The organism is Rhizobium sp. BR 315, from assembly GCF_050577975.1.
Lineage (GTDB): Bacteria > Pseudomonadota > Alphaproteobacteria > Rhizobiales > Rhizobiaceae > Rhizobium > Rhizobium miluonense.
Genome location: NZ_JARWKZ010000051.1, coordinates 16,466 through 41,706 on the forward strand (window position 1 = coordinate 16,466; position 25,241 = coordinate 41,706).

Sequence of the window (25,241 nt, forward strand, 5' to 3'; positions counted from 1 at the left end):
TGTCATGCATTTCGCGTTGGGAATCGTCAAAGGGAGCCACACATGCGATCGATCCATCTTGCCGCAACCGCCTTCATCATCTCCTTCGGTATGGCCGGCACCTCCCATGCTGCCAGCTTCGATTGCGAGGCACAGAACCTGAAACCGGACGAGAAGGCGATATGCAGCGTCAGGGCGCTCAACGATGCGGACGTGAGAATGGTGACGACGTTCGACCTGCTCTCGGGCCTGCTCGCCATGGGTGCGCGCGGCGCGATGCAGGATCAACAGACGGAATGGCTAAAGAAGCGGCAGGCTTGCGGCGCCGAAGTCGCTTGCCTCACCTCTTCCTACCAGGAGCGTCAAAAGGAGCTGAACGAGGCCTATAAGCAGATCAATCGGCCGCTGTAAGGGCGTGTTTTGCAAAGGCTTGGAGGGCTTCGCCGGAGATATCCGCTCTCCCCGCCTTCAGGGAGAGGGAGAGGGTGAGGGGCAAGCGCGCGTAAGGCAAACTCTGCCGTCACGGCAAATCTCCAGGAAGCCCCTCATCCGTCCTCTCACGGCCGAGCTACGCTCGACCGTTGGAGTCCACCTTCTCCCCGCTTCGCGGGGCGAAGGGGCTTAGTTATTTCCCGCCGAGATCGCGAACGGCGCCGCGGTCAGCGCTCGTCGCGAAAGCGGCATAGGCCTTCAACGCGGTGGTGACGTTGCGCTTGCGCGGTTCGGCCGGATGCCAGCCCTTGGCATTCTGTGCTTCGCGGCGAGCGGCAAGTTCCTTGTCATCGACACGCAGGCTGATGGTACGGTTCGGGATGTCGATGTCGATCATGTCGCCTTCGCGCACCAGGCCGATCGTGCCGCCGTTTGCCGCTTCCGGCGAAGCGTGACCGATGGACAGGCCGGAGGTGCCGCCGGAGAAGCGGCCATCGGTGATGAGCGCGCAAGCCTTGCCGAGACCCTTCGACTTTAGATAGCTCGTTGGATAGAGCATTTCCTGCATGCCGGGGCCGCCCTTCGGGCCTTCGTAGCGGATGACGACGACGTCGCCGGCCTTGACCTCGTTGCTGAGGATGCCCTTGACGGCGGCGTCCTGGCTTTCGAAGACCTTGGCCGGACCGGAGAACTTCAGGATCGATTCATCGACGCCGGCCGTCTTCACGATGCAGCCATCGAGCGCCAGATTGCCCTTCAAGACGGCAAGACCGCCATCCTTGGAGAAGGGATGCTGGGCATCGCGGATAACGCCCTTTTCACGATCGAGATCAAGCTCTTCCCACCGTGCGCTCTGGCTGAAGGCAACCTGGGTGGGGACGCCGCCAGGGGCAGCACTGAAGAGTTCCAGGGCGGCCTTGTTGTCGGTGACGGCAATATCCCATTGAGCCAGGGCTTCGCCCAGCGTTGCGGCATGGACGGTCGGCAGATCGGCATTCAACAGCCCGGCCCGGTTCAGCTCACCGAGGATCGCCATGATGCCGCCGGCGCGATGCACATCTTCCATGTGAACGTCAGCCTTGGCCGGTGCCACTTTGGAAAGGCAGGGAACGCGCCGAGACAGGCGATCGATGTCATCCATGGTGAAATCGACTTCACCCTCATGCGCTGCCGCGAGAATATGCAGCACGGTATTGGTCGAGCCCCCCATGGCGATGTCGAGCGCCATGGCGTTCTCGAACGCGCCCTTGCTGGCGATCGTCCGCGGCAGAGCCGTCACATCGTCCTGCTCATAATAGCGTTTTGCCAGGGCGACGACCCGGCGGCCAGCCTCGAGGAAAAGTTCCTTGCGGTCCGAATGGGTTGCAAGCGTCGAGCCGTTGCCCGGCAGCGACAGGCCGAGCGCCTCGGTCAGGCAATTCATCGAATTGGCCGTGAACATGCCCGAGCAGGAACCGCAGGTCGGACAGGCGGAACGCTCGATGACCTGAACGTCCTCGTCGCTGATCTTATCGTCGGCGGCGGCAACCATGGCGTCGACCAGATCGAGCGCGACCTTCTTGCCTTGCAGGACGACCTTGCCGGCTTCCATCGGGCCGCCCGAAACGAAGACGGTCGGGATGTTCAGACGCAGCGAGGCCATCAGCATGCCGGGGGTGATCTTGTCGCAGTTGGAGATGCAGACCATCGCGTCGGCGCAATGGGCGTTGACCATGTATTCGACGCTGTCGGCGATGAGTTCGCGCGACGGCAGCGAATAGAGCATGCCGTCATGACCCATGGCGATACCGTCATCGACGGCAATGGTATTGAATTCCTTGGCAACGCCGCCGGCTGCCTCGATCTCGCGCGCGACGAGCTGGCCGAGATCTTTGAGATGAACGTGGCCGGGCACGAACTGGGTGAAGGAATTGACCACCGCAATAATGGGCTTGCCGAAATCGCTGTCTTTCATACCCGTCGCGCGCCAAAGGCCGCGTGCGCCGGCCATGTTGCGGCCGTGGGTCGTGGTTCTGGAACGATAAGCTGGCATGGTGTCTTCCTCGTCATCCTGGAATTTGTGCGGCGTCGGCAGGGCCAAAGGTTTCGGGCCGAAGATGACGCCGGCAACTCCGCTTTTTGGAATTGTCCTAATCCAATCGTGCAATACTGTCACTATCAACTCAAGCGAATCCGGTACGCTGCAGGGCGAGCGCCGCATCCGAGCAATCGCGCTGTAAGCTCAGAATTGGGAATGCGACGGCCCGATCACAAGCGCACACAAAAAGTTGCTTTCACTTCCAAAGAAATGCCAGCTTAAGAGTGTAACAAACCCTGCATCCGTTGCGTATGGCTGATATCGAAGCTGCTACCGCATAGAGGAATTGTTCCATGGCCTCCTACCGCCTGCCCAAGATTGCTTCTTCCGAGATTACGCCCCGCTCGATCTATCTGAAGCGCCGCGAGTTCCTGACGGCGGCCGCAGCCGGCATCGGCATGACGGCGCTTGGCGGCAAGGCCGCACTGGCCGAGGCACTGACGGCGACCAAGAGCAATTATACGGTCAACGAGAAGCTGACACCGATCAAGGATGTCACCACCTACAACAACTTCTATGAATTCGGCCTCGACAAGGCCGACCCCGCCAACCTCTCCGGCAAATTCAAACCGCGGCCATGGACCATCAAGGTCGACGGCATGGTCAACAAGCCCGGCACTTTCGACATCGATGCGCTGATCAAGGAGTTTCCGCCGGAAGAGCGCGTCTATCGCATGCGCTGCGTCGAAGCCTGGTCGATGGTCATCCCCTGGGACGGCTTCCAGCTGTCGGCCCTGCTCGATAAAGTGGAACCGCAGGGCAGCGCCAAGTTCGTCGCGTTCGAAACGGTCGTGCGACCGGCCGAAATGCCGGGACAGTCAGGCCTCCTGCAATCCCTCGATTGGCCCTATGTCGAGGGCCTTCGTCTGGATGAGGCACGCAACCCGCTGACGCTGCTCGCCGTCGGCCTCTACGGCGAAACCCTGCCGAACCAGAACGGCGCACCGATCCGCCTCGTCATACCGTGGAAATACGGCTTCAAGGGCATCAAGTCGATCGTGCGGATCACGCTTACCGACAAGCAGCCGCTGAATACCTGGCAGGCGACCAACAGCCAGGAATACGGCTTCTATGCCAATGTCAATCCGGCGGTCGATCATCCGCGCTGGAGCCAGGCGACGGAGCGGCGCATCGGCGAAGGCGGCTTCTTCGGCTCCAATCGTCATCCCACCCTGCCCTTCAACGGCTATGCCGACCAAGTGGCAAGCCTCTATAGCGGCATGGACCTCAGGGTGAATTTCTGATGGCTGTTTCCTTCGCTCTCCCCAAGCGCTGGCAATCAGCCTCCGTCTGGGCGCTCTATGTCGTCGGCCTTTTGCCGGCGGCCTGGGAATTTTATCTCGGCGCTACGGACCAGCTCGGCGCCGATGCAGTCAAGACCTTCGAGCTTTTCCTGGGACTATGGGCGATCCGTTTCCTGCTGCTGACGCTTGCAGTCACCCCGCTTCGCGATCTCTTCAACTGGAACTATCTGCGCTATCGCCGCGCGCTCGGCCTGCTCTGTTTCTACTACGTCCTGATGCATCTGACCGTCTACATGGTTCTCGACCAGGCGCTGAATGTGCAGGCTGTTGTCGATGACGTGCTGAAGCGGCCCTTCATCACGTTCGGCATGGCGGGGCTCGTCATGCTGCTGGCGCTTGCCGTGACTTCGAACAATTTCTCGATCCGGCGACTCGGCAAGAAATGGATCTGGCTGCATCGCCTAGTCTATATCATAGCCGCTTGCGGTGCCTTGCACTTCGCCCTGTCGACCAAGGTGCTGTCGCTCGAGCAGTTCATCTATATCGGCCTGCTGATCGCCATGATTCTCTATCGATCCTACCGGCCGATCATGATGGAGAGACGGCGGGCTGCGCGCAGGCCGGTTGCAGCTTCCAGTTCCAGAGCGGCCTGAACCCGGCCGCCCTGCCTTTTCAGGTTTTTTTGGTCAGTCCGCCGCTCTGGCGATTTTCGGTTGGCCCTTCTCCTGCACCTCGGCGGTTACCGTCAGGCCGGCGATCAGCTTCGTACCGTCGGGCACCTTGTCGAGCGCGATGCGCACCGGCACGCGCTGCGCCAGGCGCACCCAGCTGAAGGTCGGCGTGATGTTGGCGAGCAGGCTGCCGGAGGTGCGTTCACGGTCCTCGATGCCGTAAGCGATGCTTTCGACGTGGCCGGTCAGCTTTTCGGCCTGGCCCATCAGGTGAATGGCAACCTCATCGCCGACATGGATGCGTGGCAGCTTGGTTTCTTCAAAATAGCCTTCGACTCGGAGGGAATCGGTGTCGATCAGCGCGACCTTGGCGGTGCCGGCAGCGACGTAATCACCCGGACGCAGGCTGAGGTTCGAGATCGTGCCGTTGACGGTGGCGCGAACCTCTGAACGATCGAGGTTCAGTTGGGCGAGCTCGCGATTGGCAGTCGCCTGACGAAGAGAGGCTTCGGCCTGTTCCTCGGCCGTCTGCGCCTGCTCCTTCTTCTGCATGGAGGCAGCGTCGCCGAGACGCCCTTGCCGATCGTTCTCGCGGCGAGCCTGCTCGAGAGCGGCCTTGCTGCTTGCGAGTGCTGCATTCGCCTGCTCGAGAGCGATGGCAAAGCGATCGCGATCGACACGAAAGAGGACATCGCCTTTCTTGACGGTCTGGTTGTCTTTGACGAGGACGTCGCTTACGAGGCCGGAGACATCAGGCGCGATGCCGACGACATCGGCCCTGAGGCGCGCATCGCGCGTCCAGGGCTCCTCCATGTAATGGCCCCAGAGCTGGCGGCCGACATAGATAGCAGCGACGACGAAGATGAGAGTGACGGCAACACGGCCGATGAGTTTCAACGCGTTCATGTGAAGTACCAACGAGAGACAGAGGAGACGGCACCCAGCAGCAGGACGTAAAGCGCGAGATCGAAAAGACCGCGATGCCAGACCAGAGTGTAGGCTCCGATCCATGCGAGCAGGCGTCGAAGGATGATGACGGCAAACAGCGTCACGAGCATGAGAACGAGAAGGCGCGGAATATAGACGCCATAAAGATCGAATTCTGCGGGCATGATGTTACTCGGCGGCAATGGAAAGTGGTTGAGTGGTATCCGATACGGGCGGTCGCCAGCTCGCCGGCGGCTCGGCATGGGGGAAGAGCGCCCGGCGAAGACCGACAAGCGCATCGAGGCTCGCCCGGCCGGCTTGCCGCCTTTCCCGCGCCACAGCCTCGAGGCTGCGGTCGATCGACACGCGCAGGTCGTCGGAAGGATCGACAGCACGCTTGGCCTTCAGCCGCGAGCGATAGAAATCCGAAACACCGATCAGGACTTCGCTGACGGATGCGCTGGCCGCCGGCTTCAATTGGCCGCGCTCCTTCTGCAGCATCAGAACGTTGAAACCGAGACGGACATCGGCATAACCATCGACCTTCTTCAGCTCGCGGTCTTCGATACTTGCAAGGCGCGGCACGAGCTGGCCCAAGCGGTCCAGAATACGGCCGGACAGACGCTCATGATCGGCGCGGCGAATACCGGCAGCAGTTTCGGCGAGATCGGTCCAGCCGGCCCGCACCAACCGCCAGGCGGCGAACTCGGCGCCGAACGGACGGGTCAGCAGGGTCCAGACCAGAGCGAAGCCGACGCCCGCCAGAGCCGCGACCGCACTATTGGCGAAGGCGCCGAAATCAGCGGTATAGCGGTCCTGCAGCGCGATGAAGGTCGCGCCGTTCACCGCCAGCAGCATGGCGAGCATGTTGGTCTGCGGCCGCGGGATCAACAGGCCCATCACCAGGAAGGGCGGTGCGAAGACCAGCACCAGCATCTCGAAGCCGGAGATCGACGGCAATACGCCGAAGATATAGACGCTGGCGATAATCAGGCTCACGGCGCACCAGACGAACATCGAGGTGATGAAGGGTGCGGGCCGATCGAGCGCGGCGAAAAACGAACAGGCGACGGCGGCCATGGTGACAAAACCGGCTCCGTCCTGCCAACCGGAATAGATCCAGAAGAAGCAGGCAACGGCGATGCCGACGACGACTGCGCTGGCCGAGAAGGCCAACAGCGCATAGTCAAAGTGCCTGATGTGTCCAACGACGTTGCGATGGCGGAAAGCGGGGCGCCATGTGCCGACCTGCTGCCCGGAGACGATCTGGTCGCGCAGCGTCAGGCAATCCTGCCAGAGATCGACGATCTCCTTCAAGCGATCCAGCGCACTCGACCGGACGAGATCATCCCAGCCGAGATCAATGCCGTTCTGCTGCAGTTCCTCGATCTTCTTCGACAAGATATTGGCCGTATCATCGGCCTTGCCGCGACCACCCTGCCCCAACCAATCGGCAACATCGTTCAGGACTGCAACCAGCTCCTGCGGCAACGGCTTTTCGCCGGCCTTCAGCGCATGCAGGCGATCGGCAAGAGAGGAGAAGAGCGGCAGCAGCATCAACAAGCGGCCGCGCAGCTCGCGGGAATGCCTGACGATGTCACGGCTGCCCGCATCATATTTGAGCTGGCTGATGACGAGGTCGAGACCGGTCACATCCGAGGCAAGCTTCTGGCGCTTCAGCGGCGTAGCGGGAGAAGCGCCCTCGCCGCGCAGGATTTCATCGGCCCAGGTGCCTGCGTCATCCAGCCAGGAACCGATGCGCTGGCCGAGCGTGGTGCCGACGCTGCTCGGAAAGACGATGGCGCTGACGATGCTCGCGCAGACGATACCGATGATGATCTCCTCGGAACGGGAAAGCGCGACATCGAATACGGTTTCCGGCGCGCCGACGGTCGGAAGCGCGATCAGCGGCAGCGAATAGCCGGCGAGCATGAAGACATAGCTGCGCGAGGTGCGGTCGAGCATCGAGATGAACAGCAAGGTGCCGGTCCAGAGCGCGACGACGACGGAGAGTAGTTCCGGCGCATTGACGAAGAGCGGCACAAGGATCACCGATGCGGTGGCACCGATGAGCGTGCCGAGCGCGCGATAGAGCCCCTTCGAGCTGGTCGCGCCAGCGAGGGGATTGGCGACCACGTAGACGGCGGCCATCGCCCAGTAGGGACGCGGCAGGTCCAGCGACAGCGCGATGAACAGCGCCATGATCGCGGCAATGAAGGCTTTGACGGAAAACAGCCAGTCGCGCCAGGATGGAATGCTCATTAGACCTTCTCCGGCTCCTGCTCGGCAGCCACGGCCTTCCACGTCTCGAACTCTTCGAAGGCCTTCAGAACGCGGACGGCAGCTTCGAGATCGGCCGGGTCCACATTGGCGAGGATGTTTCCACGCAGTTCGTCGAGAGCATCTTCCATGCGCGCGGCCAGAACTTCGCCTTCCGGCGTCAGCCACAGGCCCTTCGCACGCCGATCCGTCGGATCATCCTTGCGGACGACAAGATCCATGCTTTCGAGCTGATCGAGCAACCGGACCAGCGACGGACCTTCGATGCCGACATAGGTGGCGAGAACCACTTGCCGCACACCTCCTCCCAGACGGCCAATCCAAAGCAGCGGCGCAGCCGCAGCTTCCGATATGCCATAGGAGCTCAGCGCGAGATCCACGACCCGTCGCCATTGGCGGCCGGTTGTGAGCAGATTGGCGGTGAATATGCGTTGTAGGGAGATTAACGGCTTCATGGAAATCTATTAGCACCAAATTAATTAGGATTCAAATTATTATAATCCAACTTTCCACCTGATATCGGAAATGCAGCCATGCATTCAGTGAATGGACACCGCCGCGCGGATCGTCTTTGGCTAGTCGACACCGCTTAGATAGGAGCAGATCATTCTAACCAGCTCCTGCTTCAGCTCCGGCGAGCCCAGCACACGCTTTCGCGCGCCGCTATGAATCACACCCTCCACCGCGCCGGATAGCAGCTGCGCGAGAACGCCGTCTGTGGGACCTTCGCGGCCGCTGCGATGCGCAGCCACAAAATCCGTGTAGTGATTTTGATACTCGGCCAAGAAAGCATCATGGGCCAATCTCGAACCATCATGCCCCGGCGCCTCATCCAGAAGCACTCTGTGCAGCTCGGGATTGATGTTGTGAGCATCGATCATGCCTTCAACGAGAGCTTCTGCGCGCTGCGGCAATGGCAGATCGCCGGCCATCGCCTTCCGCATGACGGCCAGAACGTCATCGAAGTGGCGGCGCCTGATGGCTTCGACCAAGGAAAGCTTGTCGGGAAAATATTGATAGAGAGAACCGATGCTGACGCCGGCAACTGTCGCGACGGCGTTTGTCGTAAATCCAGCCCATCCGCGATCTTCCAAAATGCGAGCACCCGACTCGATGATGGCATCCACCGTAGCGCGCGAACGCGCTTGGCTAGGCTCCTTTCGCATCGGAGTATCGGACTTTCTAATGCGAGTAGACATGCGCTCCCTGCTCCTCGAAAATATGAACACATTACTCGCATTTTCCGGGCTAACAAAAAGGGATTTCTCGTGAGCGAACTGTCGTTGCTGCATACTCTTTTCAGCTATCAGGCCTGGGCCAATGAGGAGCTGCTCGATAGCCTCGGCGATCTCGACCCCGTGCGGTATGGCAAGGCGCGCCACGCCTCCATCCGCCTGATGAACCACTCCCTGGTCGTCGGGCGAATATTTGCGGCCCATCTTACCGCACAGAACCATGGCTTCACCGCCGACAATACGCCCGACACGCCGTCCCTGTCAGAGCTTCGCGCCGCGGTGACCGCATCGGATCAGTGGTACCTGAAATATCTAGAAACGGTCACTCCCGACCTCTTGTCTGAAGCTCTGCCGTTTGTCTTCACCGACGGCGACAAGGGCTGCATGTCACGCCAGGAGATGCTCCTCCACGTCGTCACGCATGGAGGCTATCACCGGGGCGAGATCGGTAGGTTGCTGGCGCAGCTTTCCATTACGCCACCCTGGGATACGCTCGCGGTTCATCTTCACCGAACCGAGCCTTCGCGGCGGCAGGCGGTGGCTGCCGAATAGTGGAAGCTTGTAGTCCACTTGATTTCAAGAGGCCGGATGATCGCTCATTCGGCTTTTTCCAAGCAGCGCCTGGCCGCCAAATACGCCTCAACTATCAAGCTTGGCGCTTCGTCCTCGACAGGACGCAATCAAGCAGCAAAGCTCCTGCTATCCCTGCGGTATAAGCCACGATGTTCCAGAGCGAAAACACCCTTCCCAGCAACAGGGCTCCCGCAGTGGTCAATCGAAAGGTGTCCAGAGCGGGCGTATGCCAAAGCCTGAAGAATTCGACAGCCACGGCCACGATCAGCGCGATAGAGGCTATCCTGAAAGGCCTGCCAGTGACGAATATCGTGGCCAGAAGGCAATAGACCATCGCTCCCCACAATATCGAACCGCCATATTTGACGACTGCGAAAGGGAAACCGGCTGCGTATCCAAATTGCCGGAGCGCGAGGCCGCTGGCGATGGTCAGCAATAGCGCCAGAAACAGCGAAATCCTTCTGCGCATGAATTGTCGCTGCATGTTCAATCGCCATCCCTACAACCGAAGAGCACGAGCCGCCGAGCGACGCAGCCTTCGACAAACCTCCAAACGCCAAAAGGCCGGATGATCGCTCATCCGGCCCTGGATCTTTTACCCGAAGCTAGCCTTAAGCGGCTGCAGCTTCTTCCTCGGCAGCAACGCGAGCCTTGTCGGCTGCGCCCTTGGCAGAGGTGTCGCGATCAACGAATTCGACGACTGCGAGAGCGGCGTTGTCGCCCTGGCGGAAGCCAGCCTTCATGATACGCAGGTAGCCGCCGTTGCGGGTGGCGTAACGCGTTGCGATCGCATCGAACAGCTTGGCGACGACAACAGCGTCGCGGATCTGCGAGATGGCCTGACGACGAGCGTGCAGGTCGCCGCGCTTGCCGAGGGTTACCAGCTTCTCAACGATCGGGCGAATTTCCTTCGCCTTCGGGAGAGTAGTGACGATCTGCTCATGGGTGATGAGCGAAGCAGCCATGTTGGCGAACATCGCCTTACGGTGGCTAGCGGTTCTATTCAGCTTGCGGCCGGCTTTACCGTGGCGCATTGCTATTCTCCTTCACTTGCAGGCATCCGTCGCCTGCCGTTTGAAACGTTAGTATTGGTCTTCGTATCGCTTGGCGAGATCTTCGATGTTCTCGGGCGGCCATGCCGGCACTTCCATGCCGAGGTGCAGGCCCATGGAAGCGAGAACTTCCTTGATTTCGTTCAGCGACTTGCGACCAAAATTCGGCGTGCGGAGCATTTCTGCTTCGGTCTTCTGAATGAGGTCGCCGATGTAGACGATGTTGTCGTTCTTCAGGCAGTTTGCCGAACGAACGGACAGTTCGAGCTCGTCCACCTTCTTGAGGAGCGCCGGGTTGAAAGCGAGTTCGGTAACTGCTTCCTCTTCGGTTTCCTTCTGCGGCTCGTCGAAGTTGACGAACACGCCAAGCTGATCCTGCAGGATGCGCGCCGCGAAAGCGACAGCATCTTCACCGCTGATCGAACCATCGGTTTCGAGCGACATGCTCAGCTTGTCGTAGTCGAGAACCTGTCCTTCGCGGGTATTTTCAACCTTGTAGGACACCTTCTTGACCGGCGAATAGAGGCTGTCGACCGGGATGAGACCGATCGGCGCATCTTCCGCACGATTGCGTTCGGCCGGGACATAGCCCTTGCCGTTATTGACGGTGAATTCCATGCGGATTTCGGCGCCCTCGTCGAGCGTGCAGATGACATGCTCGGGGTTGAGGATTTCGATATCGCCGACCGTCTGGATGTCGCCAGCCGTTACAACGCCTGGGCCCTGCTTGCGCACGACCATGCGCTTGGCATCATCGCCATCCATCTTGATGGCGATTTCCTTGATGTTCAGCACGATGTCCGTCACGTCTTCCCGGACGCCCGGGATAGAGGAGAACTCATGCAGCACGCCGTCGATCTGCACGGCCGTTACAGCGGCACCGCGCAGAGAGGACAGCAGCACGCGACGCAGCGCGTTGCCGAGGGTGAGACCAAAGCCACGCTCCAGCGGTTCGGCCACGAGCGTCGCCTTGGTGCGGCCGCTCGAGGTGAACTCGACCTTGTTGGGCTTGATCAGTTCCTGCCAGTTTTTCTGAATCATGTTTTTGCCTTCCGTTCGTTGCCACCATCCAATCGTGGCAACCGAGCTTGAGTAACACCAAGCCGGGCGCATCTACCCCGGCCGGTGTCGTGAGTGGCGATGATCAGACGCGACGCTTCTTGCGCGGGCGGCAACCATTGTGCGGGATCGGGGTCACATCGCGGATCGACGTGATCATGAAACCAGCAGCCTGGAGGGCGCGCAGAGCGGATTCACGACCGGAGCCCGGACCGCAAACTTCAACTTCGAGCGACTTCATGCCGTGTTCCTGAGCCTTCTTGGCGCAGTCTTCGGCAGCGATCTGGGCAGCGAACGGGGTCGACTTGCGCGAACCCTTGAAGCCCTTGGCACCAGCGGACGACCAGGCAATGGCGTTGCCCTGTGCGTCGGTGATGGTGATCATCGTGTTGTTGAAGGTCGAGTTGACGTGTGCGACGCCCGACGTGATATTCTTGCGCTCGCGACGGCGAACGCGGACGGCTTCCTTGGCCATGTTAGTCCTTTCTTGGATCTCTGCACCGCCGTAATCCCAGCGGCTACACCGGAGTGACGCTCATGGAGCCCCACTCCAAACTCAAAAGAGGCCGGCGGACCGCCAGCCTCCCACTTCCGGTTTCCCGGAAATTACTTCTTCTTACCAGCGATCGCCTTTGCCGGACCCTTGCGGGTGCGGGCATTGGTGTGCGTGCGCTGGCCGCGAACCGGCAGGCCGCGACGATGACGCAGGCCACGGTAAGAACCAAGGTCCATCAGACGCTTGATGTTCATCGCGGTTTCGCGACGCAGATCACCTTCGACCTGATAGTCACGGTCGATGGTTTCGCGGATCTGCAGAACTTCAGCATCCGTCAACTGGTTGACGCGACGCTCGGCCGGAATACCGACCTTCTCGCAGATTTCCTGTGCAAACTTCGGTCCGATCCCGTGAATATAGCGAAGCGCAATAACTACGCGCTTTGCAGTCGGGATGTTGACGCCAGCGATACGAGCCACGCCTGTTCTCCTTGCATTCCTTTTGCCTTGGCAAAGGGTCTTGTTATGCAGCCCGGGAGCTGCTTGTTCGATGTGCATCCGCCACATGTCAAAACGACCGTGCTCGGACTTCCCGTTGGAAATCCGCGCCGATCGCATAGCATGTCGCGAGTTGGCGCGGTGTTTAGCGGAATCAGTGCAAAAAAGCAACCGCCCCCGGCTAGTTTATTTTAAGCTACTTAAAGCCTGGCCAGGATAGCTTCGATGCTATCGGTCACATGCTCGATATCGGCCATGCCGTCGATGCTCTGCAACTTGCCCTTGGCGTAGTAGTAACCGATCAGCGGCGAGGTCTCCTTGTAGTAGACCTGAAGGCGCGTCGCCATCGTTTCGGCATTGTCATCCGGCCGGCGCTTGAAATGCGTCGAGCCGCACTTGTCGCAGACACCCGCCGTTGCAGGAACCTTGTCAGTGTCATGATATACGCTGCCGCAGTTCGAGCAGGAATAGCGACCGGAAACGCGGCGAATCAGCTCCGCATCGTCGACCTTCAGCTCGATGACGACGGAAAGCTCCAGCCCCTTCGCCTTGAGCATCTGCTCGGTGGCATCTGCCTGTACCAAAGTACGCGGGAAGCCGTCGAGGATGAACCCATTGGCACAATCCGGCTGATCGATACGCTCCGAGACGATGGCATTGACGATCTCGTCGGAGACAAGCTTGCCCGCATCCATGACGGCCTTGGCGCGCTTGCCGACTTCCGTCCCCGCGCTTACCGCGGCTCGCAGCATATCGCCTGTGGAAAGCTGCGGAATGCCGTACTTGTCCACGATACGCTGGGCCTGGGTCCCCTTACCTGCACCCGGTGGCCCTAAAAGTATGAGTCTCATCGCCCCCTCTTTCCTCCACGCAACTTCGATTTCTTGATCAGGCCTTCATATTGCTGTGCGATCAGGTGACCCTGAATCTGCGCCACCGTATCCAGCGTTACGCTAACCACGATCAGAAGCGAAGTACCACCCAGAGACAAGGGAATACCGGTCTGGGACACGAGAATTTCGGGCAGGATGCAGACGAAGACGAGATAGATCGCGCCGATGACCGTAATGCGGGTCAGCACATAATCGATATATTCGGCGGTGCGCTCACCCGGACGGATGCCCGGAATGAAGCCGCCATGCTTCTTCAGATTGTCGGCCGTGTCCTTCGGATTGAAGACCAGCGCCGTGTAGAAGAAGGCGAAGAAAGCGATCAGAGCGCCGTAAAACACCATATAGACGGGCTGGCCGTGACCAAGCGCCGCAACGATCGAGGTAACCCAGGTCGGAAGCGCCGTGTTGTTGCCGAGACCGGCGACAGTTGCCGGCAGCAGAAGCAGCGACGATGCGAAGATTGCCGGAATGACGCCCGAGGTGTTGAGTTTCAGCGGCAGGTGCGACGTATCGCCCTGGAACATGCGGGTGCCGACCTGGCGCTTCGGATACTGGATCAGCAGACGACGCTGCGCGCGCTCGACGAACACGATGAGCGCAATGACCAGGACGGCAACGACGAGAACGGCGAGAATGAGGCCCGTCGAAAGCGCACCGGTACGGCCGAGTTCGAGCGTGCCGGCCAGAGCGGTCGGGAGACCGGCGGCAATGCCGGCAAAGATGATCAGCGAGATACCGTTGCCGATACCGCGCGACGTCACCTGCTCGCCGAGCCACATCAGGAACATCGTGCCGCCGAGCAGCGTTATGACGGTGGAAATGCGGAAGAACCAGCCCGGATCGACTACAACGCCATTGCCATGCTCAAGGCCAATCGCAATGCCATAGGCCTGCAATGCGCCAAGCAGCACGGTGCCGTAACGGGTGTACTGGTTGATGATCTTGCGGCCCTGCTCGCCTTCCTTCTTCAGGTTTTCGAGCGACGGGACGACTGACGTCATCAGCTGGACGATGATCGAGGCCGAAATATAAGGCATGATTCCGAGCGCGAAAATCGCCATGCGCTGTACAGCGCCGCCCGAGAACATGTTGAAGAGGCCGAGAATGCCGCCCGACTGGTTGTGGAAAGCCTGGGCATAAGCGGCCGGATTGAGGCCGGGGAGCGGAATATGAGTACCGAGCCGGTAAACGAGGAGAGCGCCGAGCGTAAACCACAGGCGCTTCTTGAGATCCTCGGCCTTGGCAAAGGTCGAAAAATTGAGATTGGACGCCAATTGTTCCGCTGCAGAAGCCATGCAAATCTCCGCATTACCAATTCCGGCATAATCGGCCGGGTCCGGAATCAGTAAATAAATTGTTTAAAAGCCGGGCTTCGGACGGATTGCGGTGCAATCGGACGCCTCACCCTTGGTTCCCGTTATCAACCGGAAGGACACTGCCGCATCGTTCAGGTTCGTGAGGCTCACATATGGGAGCAAAATCGCCCGAAGTGAAGCACCTCGGGCGATTATTGATCATATTATTCTGCGACAGAAGCGAGCAGCTTAACGGAGCCGCCGGCCTTCTCGATCTTTTCAACAGCCGACTTGGATGCGCCTGCAACTTCAAGCGTAACCTTTGCCTTCAGTTCGCCGTCCGAGAGAACCCGAACGCCGTCCTTGACGCGGCGAATCACGCCGGCGGCCTTGAGGGCAGCAGCATCGATGGTGTTCTTGGCATCGAGCTTGCCGGCATCGACGGCAGCCTGGATGCGCTCCAGCGATACGACAACGTAATCGGCAGCGAAGATGTTGGTGAAGCCGCGCTTCGGCAGACGACGATAGATGGGCATCTGACCACCTTCGAAGCCGTTGATCGCAACACCCGAACGGGACTTCTGACCCTTCACACCACGGCCACCGGTCTTACCGGAGCCGGAGCCGATGCCGCGGCCGAGGCGCTTGCGGCTGTGGGTCGAACCTTCGTTATCCTTGATCTCATTCAGTTTCATAGCGAATTACCTCCGGCTCACTTCTCGTCGACGATGCGAACGAGATGCTGGACAGCACGGATCATGCCACGAACAGCCGGGGTATCTTCCAGCGTGCGGCGACGGTGCATCTTGTTCAGTCCGAGACCGATCAGCGTCTTCTGCTGAACATCCGGACGGCGGATCGGGCTGCCAACCTGCTCGACCGTAACGGTCGCCTTGGCTTCAGCCTTCTTGGTCGTCTTGGCCATAGGTCAAACTCCCTTATTCTTCGGCGGCGTTGCCCGAAGCAGCGCGACGAGCCTGCAGAGTGGCATACTTGATGCCGCGCTGAGCTGCGATGTCCTTCGGGTGAACCTGGTGCTTCAGGGCGTCGAACGTGGCGCGAACCATGTTGTACGGGTTCGACGAACCGGTCGACTTGGCAACGACGTCATGAACGCCGAGCGTTTCGAAAACGGCGCGCATCGGGCCGCCGGCGATGATACCGGTACCGACCTTGGCCGAGCGCAGCAGAACCTTGCCGGCGCCATGGCGGCCATGGACGTCGTGATGCAGCGTACGGCCGTCACGCAGCGGTACAAAGATCATGTCGCGCTTGGCGCTTTCAGTGGCCTTGCGGATCGCTTCCGGCACTTCGCGTGCCTTGCCGTGACCGAAGCCAACGCGGCCCTTCTGGTCACCGACAACAACGAGAGCGGCGAAACCGAAACGGCGGCCACCCTTTACAACCTTGGCGACGCGGTTGATCGCGACCAGCTTGTCGACGAATTCGCTATCGCGCTCGTCACGGCTCTGACGGTCATCCCGCGAGCCCCTCTTTTCCTGTGCCATTGTCCTCTTCCTTTTTCTTTTCCGGGTGCAATCGGCAAACAATAAAGACCGCATGCCTTCCCCTTGAGGGGAAACTTGCGGTCCGGTGAATATCCGGCCGGCGCTTATAAGCTACCGGCCGGAAACGTGATCAGAAGGTCAGGCCGCCTTCACGGGCTGCATCGGCCAGAGCCTTGATGCGGCCGTGATAGATGAAGGCGCCGCGGTCAAACACGACTTCCTTGACGCCGGCCTTGGAGGCGCGCTCTGCAACGAGCTTGCCAACGAGGGCTGCGGCGGCGGTGTCGGCACCGGTCTTCAGAGAACCGCGCAGATCCTTATCGAGGGTGGAGGCGGACGCAAGCGTCTTGCCGGCCACATCATCGATGACCTGGGCGTAGATGTTCTTCGACGAGCGATGAACCGACAGGCGCGGACGGCCATTGGCCACCGACTTGATTTGACGGCGCACGCGGTTGGCACGACGTGCAAGTGCTTCTTTCCTGCTAGCCATTTCGCGTGATCCTTACTTCTTCTTGCCTTCTTTGCGGACGATCCGCTCGCCGGCATACTTAACACCCTTGCCCTTGTAGGGCTCAGGACCGCGATATTCGCGGATTTCAGCGGCAACCTGGCCGACCTGCTGCTTGTTGATGCCGGTGACGACGATTTCCGTCGGCTTCGGCACAGCGATCGTGATGCCTTCCGGCGGCACATAAATCACGTCGTGGCTGAAACCGAGCGCGAGCTGCAGGTTCTTGCCCTGCAGGGCGGCACGGTAGCCGACGCCGTTGATTTCGAGCTTCCGCTCGTAGCCGTCCTTAACACCCTTCAGGATGTTCTCGACCATCGTGCGGGACATGCCCCACTTTGAGCGAGCATCCTTGGAGTCGTTAAGCGGCGTTACGACGATTGCATTGTTTTCCAGCTTGAGACCGATTTCGTCGTTAGCGACGAAAAACAGCTCGCCCTTAGGGCCCTTGGCAGTCACTTTTTGGCCATCAACCGAGGCCGTGATCCCTGCAGGCACCTGAACGGGCTTCTTACCGATACGAGACATTTTTTCAAACCTGTCTGTTTCGAAGGAGATCCCTGTTCGATCTTAGAAGACCGAGCAGAGAACCTCACCACCAACATTCTGTTCACGAGCCTGGTGATCAGCCATCACACCCTTCGGAGTCGAAAGGATAGTGATGCCGAGACCGTTCGCGACCTGCGGAATGGACTTAACCGAGACATAAACTCGGCGGCCCGGCTTAGACACGCGGCCGATCTCACGGATCACCGATGTGCCTTCGTAGTACTTCAGCTCGATGCTGAGCTCAGACTTGCCGTTGCCGAAATCGACGACGGAGTAGCCACGGATATAGCCTTCAGCCTGGAGCACATCGAGAACGCGTGCACGGAGCTTGGAAGCAGGCGTCGAAACCGACGACTTGCGGCGCGAAGCGCCATTGCGGATGCGGGTGAGCATATCGCCCAAAGGATCAGTCATGGTCATCTAATCTGCTCCTTACCAGCTCGACTTGACGATGCCCGGCACCTTGCCGAGGTTGCCGAGTTCACGCAGCGCGATACGCGACATGCGCAGTTTGCGGTAGTACGCGCGCGGACGGCCCGAAACTTCGCAACGGTTGCGAATACGGGTCTTCGATCCATCGCGCGGGAGCGATGCCAGCTTCAGAGTGGCCTTGAACCGGTCTTCGATCGAGAGAGACTGGTTCATGATGATTGCCTTGAGAGCAGCCCGCTTCGCGGCCTGGTTGGCAACCGTATTGCGGCGGCGCTTGTTCTTTTCAACTGCGCTTGTCTTCGCCATATCAGGGTTCCTTTTCTACGCTCGTCGTTACGGTTATTGACGGAACGGGAAGTTGAACTCTTTCAGAAGAGCCCGCGCTTCGTCGTCGGTCGTCGCCGTCGTGCAAACGATGATGTCCATGCCCCACATCTGATCAACCTTGTCGTAGTTGATCTCAGGGAACACAATGTGTTCCTTGATGCCCATGGCGAAATTGCCACGACCGTCAAAGCTCTTCGGGTTCAGGCCGCGGAAGTCGCGAACGCGCGGAAGCGCGATGTTGACCAGGCGATCCAGGAACTCGTACATGCGGGCGCCGCGCAGGGTGACCTTTGCGCCGATCGGCATGTTTTCGCGGACCTTGAAGCCAGCGATGGAGTTGCGTGCGCGCGTGATGACCGGCTTCTGACCAGCGATCGCCGCGAGATCGGCAGCAGCAACAGTCGGCTTCTTCGAATCAGCCGTTGCTTCGCCGACGCCCATGTTGATCACGATCTTGTCCAGCTTCGGGATCTGCATCTCGTTGGCGTAGGAGAACTGCTCCTGCATGGCCGCACGGATGCGGGCGACGTATTCCTTCTTGAGCCGCGGCTCGTACTTTGCCTCAGCCATCGATCACTTCTCCAGAGGTCTTGGCCACACGGACCTTCTTGCCATCCACAACCTTGAAACCGACGCGGGTCGGCTTGCCGTCCTTGTCGACGATCGCGATGTTGGACAGGTGAAGCGGGGCTTCCTTGCTGATGATGCCGGCTTCCTGGGTCTGCGTCTGGCGCTGATGGCGCTTGATGACGTTGACGCCACGAACGACCGCGCGGTCTTCCTTCGGCAGCACTTGAACAACTTCTCCGGTGCGGCCCTTGTCCTTACCGGTCAATACGACGACCTTGTCGCCTTTACGGATCTTCTGCATCGCTCCGCTCCTTACAGTACTTCTGGAGCCAGCGAGATGATCTTCATGTGGTTCTTGGCGCGAAGTTCGCGCGGAACCGGTCCGAAGATACGGGTGCCGATCGGCTCTTTCTTGTTGTCGATGAGGACTGCTGCGTTGGTATCGAAGCGGATGACGCTGCCATCCGGACGACGGATGTCCTTGGCGGTACGAACGACCACCGCCTTCATCACGTCACCCTTCTTCACACGGCCGCGCGGGATAGCTTCCTTGATCGAAACGACGATAACGTCGCCGATCGAGGCATACTTGCGCTTCGAGCCGCCCAGCACCTTGATGCACATGACACGACGTGCGCCGGAATTATCCGCCACGTCGAGGTTTGTTTGCATCTGAATCATGTCAGGTCGCCTTCTTGTTGTTACCGGAATGGTTGGGTCAGCCGACCCCCTACCCCGGCTTATGAACTAGTCTCTTGTCTGATTTCGCGGCATCAGGGACCCATCAGGATCGCCATTGCCAGTCATCATTAAAGCAAAAGAACGCCCGTAATCGAGCGTCCTGCTTCCAAGCTCGTGCTTCATACAGATATTTCGCCCAAGCGCAAGGGCCTGAGCGAAATTCTGTTACTTGGACTGGGCGGAAACGACCGTCCAGGTCTTGTCCTTGGAAATCGGCGCGCATTCCTCGATGGAAACGACGTCGCCGACCTTGTACTGATTGTTCTCGTCGTGAGCCTTGTACTTCTTGGAACGACGAACAGTCTTCTGGAGCAGAGGGTGAGCGAAACGACGCTCAACGCGAACCACTACTGTCTTCTCGTTCTTGTCGCTGACCACGACGCCCTGCAGAATGCGCTTCGGCATGTTATTTTTCCTTTAGGCCTTTGCCTCTGCCGCCTTCTGGCGGGCAATGGTTTTTATGCGAGCGATGTCCTTGCGGACTTCGTTGATGCGCGAGGACTTTTCAAGCTGGCCGGTCGCCTTCTGAAAGCGCAGGTTGAACTGCTCCTTCTTCAGCTTGGCAAGCTCGTCCTTGAGTTGGTCGGCGCTCAGGGCGCGAACATCTGCGGCTTTCATGAGCTTCTTCCTTACTCTGCAATGCGCTGCACGAAGCGCGTCTTGACCGAGAGCTTGGCGGAGCCGAGGCGCAGAGCCTCACGAGCGATTTCTTCGCTCACACCATCGATCTCGAACATCATACGGCCGGGCTTGACCTTGCATGCCCAGTATTCGACGGAGCCCTTACCTTTACCCATGCGGACTTCGGTAGGCTTTTTGGTTACCGGAACATCCGGGAACACGCGGATCCATACACGGCCGGCACGCTTCATATAGCGCGTGATCGCGCGGCGAGCCGCTTCGATTTCGCGAGCGTTGACGCGGTTAGGTTCCTGCGCCTTCAGACCGAATTCACCGAACGCAAGGTCAGAGCCACCCTTGGCGATGCCCTTGATGCGACCCTTGAATTGCTTACGGTACTTCGTACGCTTTGGCTGCAACATTTTCTTATTCTCCGAACTTATCTGCCACGTACGCTATCAAGCGTTGTCGCGGCGACGGTCTCTATCGCGATCGCGGCTAGCCGGACCCTGGGCGTCGCCCTCGAGCGCACGGCGTTCGGAGGCCATCGGATCGTGCTCAAGGATTTCGCCCTTGAAGATCCAAACCTTGATGCCGCAGATGCCGAAAGCGGTTTCTGCTTCAGCCGTACCGTAGTCGATGTCGGCGCGCAGCGTATGCAGCGGCACACGGCCTTCGCGGTACCATTCCGTACGAGCGATTTCAGCGCCGCCGAGACGACCTGCGCAGGTGATCTTGATGCCTTCGGCGCCAAGACGCATCGCGGACTGAACGGCACGCTTCATGGCGCGACGGAACGCAACACGGCGCTCGAGCTGCTGAGCGATCGACTGGGCAACCAGCGTCGCGTCGATTTCCGGCTTGCGAACTTCAACGATGTTGAGGTGCGTTTCGGAATTCGTCATGTCCGACAGCTTCTTGCGGAGCTTGTCGATGTCAGCGCCCTTCTTGCCGATGATCAGGCCCGGACGAGCCGAGTGGATCGTGACGCGGCACTTCTTGTGCGGACGCTCGATAACCACCTTCGAGATACCAGCCTGCTTCAGTTCGTTCATGACGAACTTGCGCATCTTCAGGTCTTCGTGAAGAAGCTGACCGTACTCGGCATTGTCCGCAAACCAGCGGCTATCCCAGGTACGGTTGATGCCAAGACGAAAACCGATCGGATTGATTTTCTGACCCATTATGCGGCCTCCTCTTGAGCTTCAACTTCACGAACGACGATCGTCAGGTGCGCGAACGGACGTTCGATGCGAGACGCACGGCCACGGCCACGGGCGTGGAAACGCTTCATGACGATCGACTTGCCGACGTAAGCTTCCGCTACGACCAGCGAGTCAACGTCGAGATCGTGGTTGTTTTCTGCGTTGGCGATCGCGGATTCGAGCGTCTTCTTCACGGCGCCAGCGATGCGCTTGCGCGAGAATTCCAGCTCTGCGAGCGCGCGATCAACCTTCTTGCCGCGGATCGACGCCGCGACCAGGTTGAGCTTCTGCGGGCTGACACGGAGCGTGCGCGCAACTGCCTGCGCTTCATTGTCCTTCAGCCGGCGTTCGGTTTTTGCCTTGCCCATTGTTACTTCCTCTTCGCCTTCTTGTCCGCACCGTGACCATAGTAGGTACGGGTCGGGGCGAACTCGCCGAACTTGTGCCCGACCATGTCTTCATTGACGCTGACCGGAATATGCTTGCTGCCGTTGTAAACACCAAAGGTGAGACCAACGAACTGCGGCATGATGGTGGAGCGACGGCTCCACATCTTGATTACTTCGCTACGTCCGCCTTCGCGCACCTTCTCAGCTTTCTTGAGAAGATAGCCGTCAACAAACGGACCTTTCCATACTGAACGAGCCACTTGAGACTTCCTCTCTTACTTCTTGCGCTGATGGCGCGAGCGCATGATCATCTTGTCGGTCGACTTGTTCGACCGCGTACGCTTGCCCTTGGTCGGCTTGCCCCATGGGGTCACCGGATGGCGACCACCGGAGGTGCGGCCTTCACCACCGCCGTGCGGATGGTCAACCGGGTTCATGACAACGCCGCGGTTATGCGGCTTCTTGCCACGCCAACGCGAACGACCGGCCTTACCGTCGTTGATGTTGGCATGATCCGGGTTCGAAACCGCACCGATCGTTGCGAGGCAGGTGCCATGCACGAGGCGCTGTTCGCCGGAGTTCAGGCGAAGGATCGCCATACCCTGGTCACGACCAACGAGCTGCGCGTAGGAACCGGCGGAGCGAGCGATCTGACCGCCCTTGCCCGGCTTCATTTCCACGTTGTGGATGATGGAGCCGACCGGAATGAACTGCAGCGGCATGGTGTTGCCGGGCTTCACGTCAACAGCCTTTTCCGAAGCAATGACCTTGTCGCCGGAAGCGAGACGCTGTGGAGCGATGATGTAGGCCAGTTCGCCGTCCGTGTACTTCACCAGAGCGATGTAAGCGGTACGGTTCGGGTCGTATTCGATGCGCTCGACAGTTCCCTCAACGTCGAACTTGCGACGCTTGAAATCGACCAGACGATAGCTGCGCTTGTGACCGCCACCCTGGAACCGCACGGTGATGCGGCCGGTGTTGTTGCGGCCGCCCTTCGAAGTCAGACCTTCCGTCAGCGTCTTGACCGGCTTGCCCTTGTAGAGCGAGGAGCGATCGACGATGACCAGCTGACGCTGGCTCGGGGTCGTCGGATTGAATGTTTTCAATGCCATTTTCTTATTCCTCAGAGACCGGTGGAGACGTCGATCGACTGGCCTTCGGCGAGCGTCACGATAGCCTTCTTCACGTCCTTCTGCTTGCCGACGAGACCTTTGAACCGCTTGGTCTTGCCCAGGCGCAGCAGGGTGTTGACGGCCGTAACCTTGACGCCGAACAGCGCTTCGACGGCAGCCTTGATTTCAGGCTTCGTCGCGGTCTTGGCAACGTTGAAAACAACCTGGTTATTGTCCGAAAGCAGAGTGGACTTTTCGGTGATCGCAGGAGAAACGATCACATCGTAATGGCGAAGATCCGTCACTTGAATCGCTCCTCTAGAGCTTCAACTGCGGCCTTGGACAGGACGAGCTTGCCACGGCGCAGGATGTCGTAAACGTTGATGCCCTGAACCGGCAGAACATCGATGTTCGGGATGTTCTGGGCTGCGAGCTTGAAGTTGTTGTCGAGTTCGGCACCGCCGATGAACAACGCGTTGGTCAGGCCGAGCGTCTCGAAAGTGCTGGCCAGAGCCTTGGTCTTAGCGTCGGCTGCAATCAGGCTATCGATGACGATAACGTCTTCGGACTTCAGCTTGGCAGACAGAGCGTGACGCAGGCCGAGGGCGCGAACCTTCTTCGGCAGATCATGCTCGTGGCTGCGAGTGACCGGGCCGTGAGCCTTACCACCGCCGCGGAACTGCGGAGCGCGAGCCGAATGGTGACGAGCGCGGCCCGTACCCTTCTGCTTGTACATCTTGGCACCGGTGCGCCAAACGTCGGCGCGGCCCTTTGCCTGATGCGTGCCCTGCTGCTTCTTGGCAAGCTGCCAGCGAATGACGCGGGCGAGAATGTCTTCACGCGGCTCCAGGCCGAAAATCGCGTCAGAAAGGGAAACCTTCCCAGCGTCTTTGCCCTCGAGGGTCTTGACGTTCAATTCCATTGGTTTGGCTCCCTTACTTCGCTGCCGACTTGACGGCATCGCGCACGATGATCCAGGCACCCTTGGAGCCGGGAACCGCGCCCTTGACGAGGATCAGACCGCGATCTTCATCGGTCGATACCACTTCGAGGTTCTGCGTCGTCACGCGCGTCTGGCCCATGTGACCAGCCATCTTCTTGTTCTTGAACACCTTGCCCGGATCCTGGCGCGAGCCGGTCGAACCGTGCGAGCGGTGCGAAACCGACACACCGTGCGTAGCGCGCAGACCGCCGAAGCCGTGACGCTTCATAGCGCCGGCAAAGCCCTTACCGATCGTTGTGCCGGTCACGTCGACGAGCTGGCCTGCCGTAAAGTGAGCAGCCTTGATCTCGGTGCCGACGTCGAGCAGGTTGTCGTCCGTAACACGGAATTCAACGAGCTTGGCCTTGGGCTCAACACTTGCGACGGCGAAATGACCGCGCAGGGCCTTCGTCGTGTTCTTAACTTTAGCCTGGCCGGCACCCAGCTGGACTGCGGTGTAGCCATTCTTTTCAACTGTGCGCTGGGCTACGACCTGGCAGCCATCCAAACGCAGTACGGTTACCGGGACATGCTCGCCGGCGTCGTTATAGACGCGGGTCATTCCCACCTTCTGTGCAATCACACCTGAACGCATCGGTTCAATCCTTCTCACTCAGCTCGAGAACCAGGTCTCAGAGCTTGATCTCAACATCGACACCGGCGGCGAGATCGAGCTTCATCAGCGCGTCTACCGTCTGCGGGGTCGGGTCAACGATGTCGAGAAGGCGCTTATGCGTGCGCATCTCGAACTGCTCGCGGCTCTTCTTGTCGATGTGCGGGGACCGGTTGACCGTGAACTTCTCGATACGGGTCGGAAGCGGAACGGGGCCCCGGACGCTAGCACCGGTGCGCTTCGCCGTCGACACGATCTCGCGCGTGGAAGCATCGAGAATCCGGTGATCGAACGCCTTCAGGCGAATGCGGATATTTTGGCCGTTCATTCGACGTTATCCTTGTGTTTTGTTATCTCGCGTGCCGCTCAAAAAAGGGCACGGATTGTTCTTTTTCCTAAGGCGGACCACCGGTTTCAAAGATCGAGAGGGACGCCGGCTGCGGCATCCCCATCCACTCTTTAGGCCTTTGGGCCCACCTTATTGTTAATTTCATCAGCTGCTTCGTTACCCGAAGCAGAGTGCAAATCGCGCTCGCGCGCCATTTGCAACATTTCCATGTCATAAGCAAGCGGCTACCGCCGCTTGCATCATATTATTGTCATCGAATCGGCCACTCGGATGGAGTGGCCGCCTTCGAATTACTCGACGATGGAGGCAACGATGCCTGCGCCGACGGTACGGCCGCCTTCGCGGATCGCGAAGCGAAGCTTTTCTTCCATCGCAATCGGAACGATCAGCTCAACGGCAACCGTGACGTTGTCGCCCGGCATAACCATTTCCGTGCCTTCCGGAAGCGTCACGATGCCGGTCACGTCCGTCGTGCGGAAGTAGAACTGCGGACGGTAGTTCGTGAAGAACGGCGTATGACGGCCGCCTTCTTCCTTCGTCAGGATGTAGGCTTCGGCCATGAACTTCTTGTGCGGCTTGACGGAGCCCGGCTTGCACAGGATCTGACCACGCTCGACGCCGT

38 protein-coding genes and 1 pseudogene are annotated in these 25,241 nt (G+C 59.5%); 4 read left to right on the forward strand and 35 right to left on the reverse strand.

The features are described from left to right. The first annotated feature begins 42 nt into the window (after positions 1 to 42). The gene (locus QD409_RS29350; protein WP_430764394.1) at positions 43 to 390 is read left to right on the forward strand and encodes a lysozyme inhibitor LprI family protein; all 348 of its coding nucleotides are present in this window, start codon (positions 43 to 45) and stop codon (positions 388 to 390) included. Between the two features lie 214 nt (positions 391 to 604). Here the strand turns inward: QD409_RS29350 and ilvD are convergent, their stop codons facing one another. Continuing rightward, on the reverse strand, positions 605 to 2,443 hold the full coding sequence (gene ilvD, locus QD409_RS29355; protein WP_430764403.1) for a dihydroxy-acid dehydratase: 1,839 nt from the start codon (positions 2,441 to 2,443) through the stop codon (positions 605 to 607). Between the two features lie 338 nt (positions 2,444 to 2,781). On the opposite strand from ilvD, the gene msrP reads away from it, so the two are divergent. Both msrP and msrQ read left to right on the forward strand, forming a co-directional pair. After that, a complete protein-coding gene (gene msrP / locus QD409_RS29360; RefSeq protein ID WP_092844955.1) occupies positions 2,782 to 3,732 on the forward strand; it encodes a protein-methionine-sulfoxide reductase catalytic subunit MsrP in 951 nt (316 codons plus the stop codon). Continuing rightward, positions 3,732 to 4,385 carry a protein-methionine-sulfoxide reductase heme-binding subunit MsrQ gene (gene msrQ / locus QD409_RS29365; protein ID WP_430764395.1) on the forward strand — a complete coding sequence of 218 codons (654 nt, stop codon included), beginning with the start codon at positions 3,732 to 3,734 and terminating at the stop codon, positions 4,383 to 4,385. The genes msrP and msrQ overlap by 1 nt, the downstream gene beginning before the upstream one ends. A 33-nt stretch (positions 4,386 to 4,418) precedes the next feature. Here the strand turns inward: msrQ and QD409_RS29370 are convergent, their stop codons facing one another. From QD409_RS29370 to QD409_RS29390, 5 genes are all read right to left on the reverse strand, one after another. Further along, positions 4,419 to 5,309, reverse strand: coding sequence for an efflux RND transporter periplasmic adaptor subunit (locus QD409_RS29370; RefSeq protein ID WP_430764396.1), 891 nt, complete (start codon positions 5,307 to 5,309; stop codon positions 4,419 to 4,421). Further along, positions 5,306 to 5,515 carry a DUF1656 domain-containing protein gene (locus QD409_RS29375; protein WP_092844950.1) on the reverse strand — a complete coding sequence of 70 codons (210 nt, stop codon included), beginning with the start codon at positions 5,513 to 5,515 and terminating at the stop codon, positions 5,306 to 5,308. The genes QD409_RS29370 and QD409_RS29375 overlap by 4 nt, the downstream gene beginning before the upstream one ends. A 4-nt stretch (positions 5,516 to 5,519) precedes the next feature. After that, positions 5,520 to 7,592 (reverse strand): FUSC family protein, encoded by a 2,073-nt coding sequence (locus QD409_RS29380; RefSeq protein ID WP_430764397.1) that lies wholly within the window; start codon positions 7,590 to 7,592, stop codon positions 5,520 to 5,522. Then, the gene (locus QD409_RS29385) at positions 7,592 to 8,065 is read right to left on the reverse strand and encodes a MarR family winged helix-turn-helix transcriptional regulator (RefSeq protein ID WP_092844946.1); all 474 of its coding nucleotides are present in this window, start codon (positions 8,063 to 8,065) and stop codon (positions 7,592 to 7,594) included. Before QD409_RS29385 ends, QD409_RS29380 begins: the two co-directional genes overlap by 1 nt. 120 nt (positions 8,066 to 8,185) lie before the next feature. Next, complete coding sequence (locus QD409_RS29390) at positions 8,186 to 8,776, reverse strand: TetR/AcrR family transcriptional regulator (protein ID WP_430764398.1); 591 nt, start codon at positions 8,774 to 8,776, stop codon at positions 8,186 to 8,188. Positions 8,777 to 8,878: 102 nt separating this feature from the next. On the opposite strand from QD409_RS29390, the gene QD409_RS29395 reads away from it, so the two are divergent. Further along, on the forward strand, positions 8,879 to 9,397 hold the full coding sequence (locus QD409_RS29395; RefSeq protein ID WP_430764399.1) for a DinB family protein: 519 nt from the start codon (positions 8,879 to 8,881) through the stop codon (positions 9,395 to 9,397). A 94-nt stretch (positions 9,398 to 9,491) separates the two neighbouring features. On the opposite strand, the gene QD409_RS29400 is transcribed toward QD409_RS29395, so the two are convergent. From QD409_RS29400 to tuf, 29 genes and pseudogenes are all read right to left on the reverse strand, one after another. Continuing rightward, positions 9,492 to 9,902 carry a DUF2809 domain-containing protein gene (locus QD409_RS29400; RefSeq protein ID WP_430764400.1) on the reverse strand — a complete coding sequence of 137 codons (411 nt, stop codon included), beginning with the start codon at positions 9,900 to 9,902 and terminating at the stop codon, positions 9,492 to 9,494. A gap of 127 nt (positions 9,903 to 10,029) precedes the next feature. After that, entirely contained in the window at positions 10,030 to 10,452 is a 423-nt protein-coding gene (gene rplQ / locus QD409_RS29405) for a 50S ribosomal protein L17 (protein ID WP_007690793.1), read from the reverse strand. A 48-nt stretch (positions 10,453 to 10,500) separates the two neighbouring features. Continuing rightward, on the reverse strand, positions 10,501 to 11,511 hold the full coding sequence (locus QD409_RS29410) for a DNA-directed RNA polymerase subunit alpha (RefSeq protein ID WP_034507362.1): 1,011 nt from the start codon (positions 11,509 to 11,511) through the stop codon (positions 10,501 to 10,503). Positions 11,512 to 11,614: 103 nt separating this feature from the next. Next, positions 11,615 to 12,004: a 30S ribosomal protein S11 gene (gene rpsK / locus QD409_RS29415; protein ID WP_004118426.1), complete on the reverse strand. Its 390-nt coding sequence runs from the start codon at positions 12,002 to 12,004 to the stop codon at positions 11,615 to 11,617. A 131-nt stretch (positions 12,005 to 12,135) separates the two neighbouring features. Beyond that, positions 12,136 to 12,504, reverse strand: a complete 369-nt coding sequence (rpsM, locus tag QD409_RS29420) for a 30S ribosomal protein S13 (protein WP_004118424.1) — start codon at positions 12,502 to 12,504, stop codon at positions 12,136 to 12,138. Positions 12,505 to 12,722: 218 nt separating this feature from the next. Further along, a complete protein-coding gene (locus QD409_RS29425) occupies positions 12,723 to 13,373 on the reverse strand; it encodes an adenylate kinase (RefSeq protein ID WP_092844945.1) in 651 nt (216 codons plus the stop codon). Continuing rightward, positions 13,370 to 14,710 (reverse strand): preprotein translocase subunit SecY, encoded by a 1,341-nt coding sequence (secY, locus tag QD409_RS29430; RefSeq protein ID WP_092844943.1) that lies wholly within the window; start codon positions 14,708 to 14,710, stop codon positions 13,370 to 13,372. Before secY ends, QD409_RS29425 begins: the two co-directional genes overlap by 4 nt. A 224-nt stretch (positions 14,711 to 14,934) precedes the next feature. Further along, complete coding sequence (gene rplO / locus QD409_RS29435) at positions 14,935 to 15,405, reverse strand: 50S ribosomal protein L15 (protein WP_092844941.1); 471 nt, start codon at positions 15,403 to 15,405, stop codon at positions 14,935 to 14,937. A 17-nt stretch (positions 15,406 to 15,422) separates the two neighbouring features. After that, positions 15,423 to 15,635 carry a 50S ribosomal protein L30 gene (gene rpmD, locus QD409_RS29440; RefSeq protein ID WP_004118415.1) on the reverse strand — a complete coding sequence of 71 codons (213 nt, stop codon included), beginning with the start codon at positions 15,633 to 15,635 and terminating at the stop codon, positions 15,423 to 15,425. A 13-nt stretch (positions 15,636 to 15,648) separates the two neighbouring features. After that, positions 15,649 to 16,218 (reverse strand): 30S ribosomal protein S5, encoded by a 570-nt coding sequence (rpsE, locus tag QD409_RS29445; RefSeq protein WP_430764401.1) that lies wholly within the window; start codon positions 16,216 to 16,218, stop codon positions 15,649 to 15,651. A gap of 130 nt (positions 16,219 to 16,348) precedes the next feature. Next, positions 16,349 to 16,711: a 50S ribosomal protein L18 gene (gene rplR / locus QD409_RS29450; protein WP_092844937.1), complete on the reverse strand. Its 363-nt coding sequence runs from the start codon at positions 16,709 to 16,711 to the stop codon at positions 16,349 to 16,351. A 12-nt stretch (positions 16,712 to 16,723) separates the two neighbouring features. Next, complete coding sequence (gene rplF / locus QD409_RS29455; protein WP_092844935.1) at positions 16,724 to 17,257, reverse strand: 50S ribosomal protein L6; 534 nt, start codon at positions 17,255 to 17,257, stop codon at positions 16,724 to 16,726. Between the two features lie 42 nt (positions 17,258 to 17,299). Beyond that, positions 17,300 to 17,698, reverse strand: coding sequence for a 30S ribosomal protein S8 (gene rpsH / locus QD409_RS29460; protein WP_034507380.1), 399 nt, complete (start codon positions 17,696 to 17,698; stop codon positions 17,300 to 17,302). 12 nt (positions 17,699 to 17,710) lie between these two features. Then, entirely contained in the window at positions 17,711 to 18,016 is a 306-nt protein-coding gene (rpsN, locus tag QD409_RS29465) for a 30S ribosomal protein S14 (protein WP_004118406.1), read from the reverse strand. A 33-nt stretch (positions 18,017 to 18,049) separates the two neighbouring features. Further along, the gene (rplE, locus tag QD409_RS29470; protein ID WP_069611901.1) at positions 18,050 to 18,607 is read right to left on the reverse strand and encodes a 50S ribosomal protein L5; all 558 of its coding nucleotides are present in this window, start codon (positions 18,605 to 18,607) and stop codon (positions 18,050 to 18,052) included. After that, complete coding sequence (gene rplX / locus QD409_RS29475; protein WP_402792135.1) at positions 18,600 to 18,908, reverse strand: 50S ribosomal protein L24; 309 nt, start codon at positions 18,906 to 18,908, stop codon at positions 18,600 to 18,602. Before rplX ends, rplE begins: the two co-directional genes overlap by 8 nt. A gap of 11 nt (positions 18,909 to 18,919) precedes the next feature. Further along, positions 18,920 to 19,288, reverse strand: coding sequence for a 50S ribosomal protein L14 (gene rplN, locus QD409_RS29480; protein ID WP_003573790.1), 369 nt, complete (start codon positions 19,286 to 19,288; stop codon positions 18,920 to 18,922). Between the two features lie 225 nt (positions 19,289 to 19,513). Next, positions 19,514 to 19,753, reverse strand: a complete 240-nt coding sequence (rpsQ, locus tag QD409_RS29485; protein ID WP_004118399.1) for a 30S ribosomal protein S17 — start codon at positions 19,751 to 19,753, stop codon at positions 19,514 to 19,516. A 12-nt stretch (positions 19,754 to 19,765) separates the two neighbouring features. Continuing rightward, positions 19,766 to 19,966: a 50S ribosomal protein L29 gene (rpmC, locus tag QD409_RS29490; protein ID WP_004118398.1), complete on the reverse strand. Its 201-nt coding sequence runs from the start codon at positions 19,964 to 19,966 to the stop codon at positions 19,766 to 19,768. A gap of 11 nt (positions 19,967 to 19,977) precedes the next feature. Beyond that, positions 19,978 to 20,391, reverse strand: coding sequence for a 50S ribosomal protein L16 (gene rplP, locus QD409_RS29495; RefSeq protein ID WP_092844931.1), 414 nt, complete (start codon positions 20,389 to 20,391; stop codon positions 19,978 to 19,980). A gap of 36 nt (positions 20,392 to 20,427) precedes the next feature. Further along, positions 20,428 to 21,153, reverse strand: coding sequence for a 30S ribosomal protein S3 (rpsC, locus tag QD409_RS29500; protein WP_004118393.1), 726 nt, complete (start codon positions 21,151 to 21,153; stop codon positions 20,428 to 20,430). Next, a complete protein-coding gene (rplV, locus tag QD409_RS29505; protein WP_015339603.1) occupies positions 21,153 to 21,542 on the reverse strand; it encodes a 50S ribosomal protein L22 in 390 nt (129 codons plus the stop codon). Before rplV ends, rpsC begins: the two co-directional genes overlap by 1 nt. A 2-nt stretch (positions 21,543 to 21,544) precedes the next feature. Continuing rightward, positions 21,545 to 21,823: a 30S ribosomal protein S19 gene (gene rpsS / locus QD409_RS29510; RefSeq protein WP_004118389.1), complete on the reverse strand. Its 279-nt coding sequence runs from the start codon at positions 21,821 to 21,823 to the stop codon at positions 21,545 to 21,547. A 15-nt stretch (positions 21,824 to 21,838) separates the two neighbouring features. Further along, complete coding sequence (gene rplB, locus QD409_RS29515) at positions 21,839 to 22,675, reverse strand: 50S ribosomal protein L2 (RefSeq protein WP_092844929.1); 837 nt, start codon at positions 22,673 to 22,675, stop codon at positions 21,839 to 21,841. Positions 22,676 to 22,686: 11 nt separating this feature from the next. Beyond that, a complete protein-coding gene (locus tag QD409_RS29520; protein WP_007690755.1) occupies positions 22,687 to 22,980 on the reverse strand; it encodes a 50S ribosomal protein L23 in 294 nt (97 codons plus the stop codon). After that, complete coding sequence (rplD, locus tag QD409_RS29525) at positions 22,977 to 23,597, reverse strand: 50S ribosomal protein L4 (protein ID WP_092844927.1); 621 nt, start codon at positions 23,595 to 23,597, stop codon at positions 22,977 to 22,979. The genes QD409_RS29520 and rplD overlap by 4 nt, the downstream gene beginning before the upstream one ends. Before the next feature lie 13 nt (positions 23,598 to 23,610). After that, positions 23,611 to 24,252 carry a 50S ribosomal protein L3 gene (rplC, locus tag QD409_RS29530; protein ID WP_092844925.1) on the reverse strand — a complete coding sequence of 214 codons (642 nt, stop codon included), beginning with the start codon at positions 24,250 to 24,252 and terminating at the stop codon, positions 23,611 to 23,613. A gap of 37 nt (positions 24,253 to 24,289) precedes the next feature. Then, on the reverse strand, positions 24,290 to 24,598 hold the full coding sequence (gene rpsJ, locus QD409_RS29535) for a 30S ribosomal protein S10 (RefSeq protein ID WP_003547547.1): 309 nt from the start codon (positions 24,596 to 24,598) through the stop codon (positions 24,290 to 24,292). A gap of 311 nt (positions 24,599 to 24,909) precedes the next feature. Continuing rightward, positions 24,910 to 25,241 (reverse strand): annotated as a pseudogene (gene tuf / locus QD409_RS29540) (elongation factor Tu); the annotation flags it as partial.